General features: G+C 71.4%; 6 protein-coding genes. 4 read left to right on the top strand and 2 right to left on the bottom strand.

From position 1 onward, the window contains the following. Nucleotides 1-1,029 (bottom strand): glycosyltransferase family 4 protein (locus FJ251_12220; GenBank protein MBM4118476.1); only part of this gene is annotated, 1,029 nt, incomplete at its 3' end. Nucleotides 1,030-1,031: 2 nt separating this feature from the next. Further along, nucleotides 1,032-2,165, bottom strand: a complete 1,134-nt coding sequence (locus FJ251_12215) for a glycosyltransferase family 4 protein (protein ID MBM4118475.1) — start codon at nucleotides 2,163-2,165, stop codon at nucleotides 1,032-1,034. A gap of 118 nt (nucleotides 2,166-2,283) precedes the next feature. On the opposite strand from FJ251_12215, the gene FJ251_12210 reads away from it, so the two are divergent. The 4 genes from FJ251_12210 to FJ251_12195 form a co-directional block, all read left to right on the top strand. After that, nucleotides 2,284-2,529: a hypothetical protein gene (locus tag FJ251_12210; protein ID MBM4118474.1), complete on the top strand. Its 246-nt coding sequence runs from the start codon at nucleotides 2,284-2,286 to the stop codon at nucleotides 2,527-2,529. Nucleotides 2,530-2,677: 148 nt separating this feature from the next. Further along, nucleotides 2,678-3,730 (top strand): hypothetical protein, encoded by a 1,053-nt coding sequence (locus FJ251_12205; protein ID MBM4118473.1) that lies wholly within the window; start codon nucleotides 2,678-2,680, stop codon nucleotides 3,728-3,730. Beyond that, entirely contained in the window at nucleotides 3,723-4,571 is an 849-nt protein-coding gene (locus tag FJ251_12200) for a hypothetical protein (protein MBM4118472.1), read from the top strand. Before FJ251_12205 ends, FJ251_12200 begins: the two co-directional genes overlap by 8 nt. Nucleotides 4,572-4,739: 168 nt before the next feature. Further along, a partial coding sequence (locus FJ251_12195) for a DEAD/DEAH box helicase (GenBank protein MBM4118471.1) occupies nucleotides 4,740-6,703 on the top strand: 1,964 nt, incomplete at its 3' end.

Below are 6,703 nucleotides of genomic sequence, written 5' to 3'. Positions count from 1 at the left end.
GGCGATGCGCGCGGGCGTCGTCTCGTCGATGACCAGGCCGCAGTGCGTCGTCCGGACGATGCGCCCCAGGTCGCCCACGTCGTTGGCGATGATGGGCCGGCCGCCGAGCATGGCGTGCGACAGGCTGTTGGGCGCGTTGTAGACGGCGCCGGGGTAGTCCGCCCGCAGACAGTAGTAGATGATGTCCATGGCCCGGAAGTGGCGCGGCAGGGCATGAGCGGCCAGCCAGCCGTGGACCGTCACGTTGGGGTGCGCCGCCGCCGCGCGCTCGACCTCGGCGCGCTGCAGGCCATCTCCCCACAGGTGGAACCCGACATCGGGCAGCAGCGCCGCCGTGGCGATCAAGGGCAGCAGCATGCGGTCCCGGGGCAGCGCCCCGATGTAGGCCACCAGGAGATCCTCCGCCGAGGCGCCCAGCTCGCGGCGCAGCGCCGCGACCTCGTCGGCGGTGACGGCGGCATAGGCGGAGAGCTCCTGGTAGTTGCCGAGCGAGACGACCGGGCTGGCGCTGCGCTCCCGGAATTCGTCCCGCAGGAGCGTGCTGGCGGTGATCGTGGCATCCACCTGGCGCATCAGCCAGCGTTCCCATACGGCCAGCGCCTTGATCAGCGGCGCCGGCAGGTAGAGCGACATCACGGCGGGATAGTGCTCGTGGGAGTCGTAGATCAGCTTGCAGCCCAGGCGCCGCTTGAGCTGCCAACCGATGTAGAGCGTGTCGAGGTCGTGGCAGTGCAGCACGTCCGGCCGCAGCGCCAGGGCCAGGCGGATCGACGCGCGCCAGAAGCGCGGCAGGTGGAAGAGCTGCCGCCAGCCCGCGCCGTGGACCGAGTGGACGCCCTGCACCCTGATCACGTCCACGCCGCCCTGCTGCTCGCGCGGCGCGAGCTTCGCCTGGCGATCCCAGGCGATGATGCTGACCCGATGGCCGGCTGCGGCCAGGGCCTGCGCCTCGCGCTCGACCCGGGGATCGGGCCGATAGGCATTCGAGAGCGGCATGACGACGTGGAGTTTGCTCATGCTCATGCTCATACTCAGGGGGCCGCTCCGGCTGTCGCTCGGGCATCGCCGGTCGCTGCCGCATAGAGGCGGGCGACCTGCTGCAGGCGCACTTCAACCCCCTGCCCGCGGACGATGGCCAGTCCCTCGCGGCTCAGGCGCTCGCGCAGGGGCTGGTTCTCCAGGAGGTCCAGCAGGCCGGCGCTGGTCTGCTGCTGGTCGCCGACGGGCACCTTGATCGTGTGGACGCCCTGCGCCAGCTCGGGATCGAAGACGGGAAGATCGGAGATCAGCGTCGGACAGCCGCAGGCCATGGCTTCGAGCACCGAGAAGCCGTAGCCCTCGGATGCGGGGATCGACACGGTCAGGTCGGCCGCGCGGTAGAGCCTGGCCATGGCCTCCAGGGAGGGCTGGGCCGGCAGCCAGAGGACCTTCTCGGCCAGCCCCAGGGCGGCGGCCCGCTTCTCGAGCGTGTCCGCGTAGCCCGCATCGGCATTGTAGCGGAGCAGCACCAGCCGCGAATCCGGGAGCTGGCGGCAGACCGGGGCGAAGGCCGCCAGCAGCACATGCAGATTGTAGAGGGGGGTCAGGGCGCGCGTGCAAAGCACGATCCGCGCCGTCGCCGCGAGGCCGAGCTGCTCGCGGGTCTGCGCGCGATCCGCCGGCTCGGGCCGGAAGACGCCGGTCTCGATGCCCCAGGGGATCAGATGCAGTTTGCGGGCGGGCACGCCCAGCGCTTCGGCGGCGTCGAGCGTCGTGCGCGAGGGGGCGGTGAGCGCATCGCAGGCGCGCAGCACGCGCTGGAGCAGGAGGCGCCGGAAGCGGGACCGCTGGGGCTCGACCAGCAGATCGGATCCCCAGGCGCTGACGATGAAAGGGTGACGGCGGGCCAGCACCCCGAGCCAGCCTGCGCCCGTCAGCTGGTGGGCGTGCAGGATGTCGGGATCGACGCGCTTCAGATAGCGATGGATCCACCAGCCCCAGTAGGCGAAGCGCAGCTTGGGGGTGTTGAACACGCGCGTGAGGTCGACCACCGTGACCCCCGCGAAGGCCTGCCGAACGGGGCGAAAGGAGAGCAGGTGCACCTCGCAGCCCTGTTCCACCAGCGGCGCGATCCAGCGCCGAGTATGAACGCTGTTCGCATCGGCGATGTAGCAGATCCGGGTCATGGCCTCGGGCTGACTGGGGGCTGCTTGATGATGGCCTCGGGCATCGGCGCCGGCTGAGAAGTCGCGTGCTCCGGGCCGACTGTACCATGATCCCCGGGTGCTTCAAGCCGCATTGTCGATGGCGGTGGATCCTGTCCTCCTCCTCATCGCGGGGGCCGGTTGCGGCAGCGATCCGAGCTCGCTGTCGACGGCGAGTCCCGACTACGAGTTCACGCTGGCCTGTGGCGAGACCGGTTCCGGCGACGGCCAGTTCGCACTCCACGACGGGCCTGTTGCGGCAGGCGTGGCCGTCGATGCGGACGGCAACGTCCACGTGGCCGACACGAGCAACAACCGCATCGCGAAGTTCGCGCCGGTGGACTGAACCTTGAACAGCGCGCCTGGGCGCCCGATCGTGCCAGGCAGCGGGGAGCAGTCCGCGAGCCGGCGATAGGAGTGCCTCCGAAATGCCGAGTCGTTTGACAGAAAAAGCCAACTTGACAAATCGGGCAAGGTGGCCTATTTAGTCAAGCATGGAACCGAAAGCCGAACGGGGCCGCATGGCGGTCAAGGTGCCCGAGGTCCTGGCCGGACTCCTGGGAGTCGGGCTGTGCGATCTCGAGGTGCGCGCAGATGACGCAAGCGGCGCCGACCTGCTCGTCGCCGCCGGGCCCACCTTCGTTGTTGTGGCAATCAAGTCCACGGCTGCCGCGCCGATTGCCGCCGCTGCGAAGAAGGTCAAGGCCTGCGCGGCGCGCATCCGGCGCCGCAGCGTGCCGCTCGTGGCAGTTCCCTTCATGGGCGAGGTCGGTCGGAAGGCGTGCGAGGAGGCCGGCGTCGCCTGGCTCGACCTCTCGGGCAACGCGCACATCGTCGGCCCGGGCCTGCGCGTGATCGTCGAGGGCAAGCCCAACCGCTTCAAGACCGCCGGCCGCCCCCGCAGCGTCTTCGCGCCCAAGAGCTCGCGCATCGTTCGCTGGCTCCTCATCCACGCGGGGGAGTCGCTGACCCAACGCGAGATCGCGCGCGCCACCGGCCTCGATGAGGGCATGACGAGCCGCCTCGTCGCGCGCCTGGCGGCCGAGGACTACCTCATCCGGGACGAGCGCGGCGCCGTCCGTGCGAAAGATCCGGCCCTCCTGCTCGACTCTTGGCGCGAGGCCTACCAGTTCTCGAAGCACACCGTGCTTCAGGGGCACATCGCCGCCCGCTCCGGCGACGCGCTGCTTCGCTTCGTGGCGGACGCCTTGACCCAGCAGAAGATCGAACATGCCGCGACGGGTCTCGCCGCGGCATGGGCACTGACGCGCTTCGCCGCGTTCCGGATCGCCACCGTCTACCTGCCGGCCGACCCCTCGTCCGAGTTGCTCGATCGTCTGGGCTTTCGCGAGGACGCGCGCGGGGCGAACCTCTGGCTCGTCGTCCCCAACGACGAAGGCGTGTTCCAGGGCGCCGCCGAGAAGGACGGGATTCGCTGCGTGCATCCCGCGCAGGTCTACGTCGATCTCAAGGGCCACGCCGAGCGTGCAGCCGAGGCGGCCGATCGCCTGCGGACCGAACTGCTGACCTGGAGCCATCGTGGCTGACAAGCCCAAGCGCGCGTGGGAGTATAGCAGCGAGCAGGTCGAGCTCGTGCGGGCCACCTGCCTGTATGTCGCGACCAAGCTCGGCGATCTGATGGACGAGGTCGTCGTGGTCGGCGGGTTGGTCCCCTCGCTGCTCATCGATCCGGGCGCTCTGCCCGAGGGCGCATCCGCTCACGTCGGCACCATGGACCTCGACATCGGGCTTAGGCTCGCGCTTCTCGACGAGGGGAGGTACCGCGCGCTCACCGAGCGGCTGCGAGACGCCGGGTTCACGCAGGACCAGACCGACGAGGGGCGGCCGACGAGGCAGCGCTGGCGCATCACGGGACTCGGCTCGGTCACCGTGGACTTTCTCATCCCACCGTCGCTGGCGACTGACCAGGGCGGCACGCTCCGCGACATCGAGCCGGACTTCGCCGCCGTCATCGCACCGGGCCTAAAGCTCGCGTTCCAAGATCGCCGGCGCGTCCGGATCGACGGTCAGACGATTCTCGGCGAGAAGGCGACGCGCGAGGTTTGGGTCTGCGGCCCAGGCGCCTTCGTGGTGCTCAAGTCGCTCGCCTTCCGAGGGCGCGGCGAGAACAAGGATGCCTACGACCTCTACTACCTCGTTCGCAACTTCGGCGCGGGCGTCGCGGACGTCGCCGCCTGCCTGCGACCGCTGCTCGGCGACGAGGAGGCGCAGAAGGCGCTCCAGGTTCTGCGTGACGACTTCCTCGATCACGACGGCGTGGGTCCCCGCCGGGTCGCGGAGTTCCTCCAAGGTGGCCCCGACGACGAGATCCAGGCCGATGTGGTCGGCTTCGCCGCCGCCTTGCTCGATGCCGTTCGAGGAAGGTGACCCGCCGAGCCGCTGGCGCCTGAACCGCAAGCAGCTAGCCGCACCCGACTCCGCTGGGCCCTCTGGTCCCATCCGCACTCCCCGCTTGACAGCTATACATCCGTAGAGTAGTTTCTCGAGTCGGCGGCGGTCCTCCCCCGAACGCCAACGCGCGCCGGAGGTCCAGCCATGGCCCGCCGCTCGAGCCGTCCCATCGGCTTCCAGTTCCCCGCCGATCCGCCCGCAGTGCCCGCCGCCGAACGGCGCCCGCTGGCCGTGGGGTCGGCGGCCACCGCGCCGGCGCGCCATCTGGCCAAGGAGGGAGATGCCTGCCCGACCTGCGGCCGCGAGCTGACGGCCGCCGAGCGCCTCGGTCCCTGGCGGAAGACGCACGCCTTCGCCGGCGAGGACGCGCGGCCCTCGCCCATGGGTCCGCATGCGCCGCTGCCCGAGGCCGATCACGCGAGCAGCCGCGCGCTGCGCCGGGCGGGGCAGCGGAGCGCCGCCGCGCTCGCCCCCGCGGCCGCGAGCGCGCCCGCCCCCGCTGCGGCGCCCGCGCCCGCGCCGCGCCCGACCCGCCCCCGGGGGCGGGCTGCCGCGGCGGCAAGTCCCGCCGAAGCTCCGACCCTCGACCTCGACTCTTGGCAGGGCCCCGCCGGTGTCCGGGCGCGCTCACCCCGCCCGGCGCCGGCGGGGGAACTGGCGGCGATCGTCGCGGGGCTGGCCGCCGAGCCGGGGCGCGAGGGCTGCCTCGTCCACAGCGAGCGGCTACCGGCCCGCGAGGCGCGCTTCGCCGATCCCGAGTCGCCGCTGCCCGAGAGCCTGCGCGCCGCGCTGGCGGCAGATGGCATTGGGCAGCTCTGGCTGCACCAGGCCCGCGCGCTGGACGCCGCGCGCCGCGGCGAGAACCTGGTGGTGGTCACGGGCACGGCCAGCGGCAAGACGCTCTGCTACAACCTGCCCGTCTTCGAGACGCTGCTCGCCGATCCGCAGGCCACGGCGCTCTACCTGTTCCCCACCAAGGCCCTCGCGCAGGACCAGCTCAAGACCGCGCAGCGCCTCGCCGAGAGCCTGCCCGAACTCGGCCGCCTGCGCCTGGGCACCTACGACGGCGACACCAGCACGCACACGCGGCGCCGCCTGCGCGCCGAGGGGCGGCTCGTGCTTTCGAACCCCGACATGTTCCACGGCGGCATCCTGCCCGGCCACACGCGCTGGGCGCGCTTCTTCATGAACCTGCGTTTCGTGGTGCTCGACGAGATCCACAGCTACCGCGGCATCTTTGGCTCCAACGTGGCGGCGCTGATGCGGCGGCTCCGCCGCGTCTGTCGGCACTACGGGTCCGACCCCGTCTTCATCATGTCGAGCGCGACGATCGGCAACCCGCGCGACCTCGCCGCGGCGCTCGTCGGCGCGCCGGTCACCCTGATCGACGAGGACGGCAGCCCGCGCGGGCCCAAGCAGTTCTACTTCTGGAACCCGCCGCCGCTGGAATCGGCGACCGGTGAGCGGCGCAGCGCCAACGGCGAGGCCAAGGAGCTGCTCGTGCGCCTCGTGCGCCGCGGCCACCAGGTGATCTGCTTCAGCCGCACGCGGGTCTCGAGCGAGCTCATCTACCGCTACTGTCGCGACGCCCTGCTGCGCGAGGCGCCGCACCTGGCCGCACGCATCCGCGCCTACCGCGGCGGCTACTTGCCCGAGGAGCGCCGCGAGATCGAGCGGCAGCTCTTCAGCGGCGAGCTGATGGCCGTCTCGAGCACGAACGCGCTGGAGCTGGGCATCGACATCGGCAGCCTCGACGCGGCGATCCTCGTCGGCTTGCCGCCGACCGTGGCCAGCACCTGGCAGCAGGCGGGCCGCGCGGGGCGGGGCGAGGCGGAGAGCTGCGCCATCCTCGTCGGCCACAACGACCCCATCGACCAGTACCTGATGCGCCACCCGGAGTTCTTCTTCCGGCAGAACCCCGAGCAGGCCGTGGCCGACCACGGCAACCCCTTCATCCTGCTGCCGCACCTGCGCTGCGCGGCCTTCGAGCTGCCGCTCACGCCGGCCGACGAGGATCTCTTCGGCCCGCTCGCCCCGGGCGTGATGGAGATCCTCGAGCAGCGGGGCGAGCTCAGGCGCGCGGGCGATCAGGTCTTCCACGCGGGGAC

The organism is bacterium, assembly GCA_016873475.1.
Taxonomy (GTDB): domain Bacteria; phylum Krumholzibacteriota; class Krumholzibacteriia; order JACNKJ01; family JACNKJ01; genus VGXI01.
This window is presented reverse-complemented; position numbering and strand designations above follow the sequence as displayed.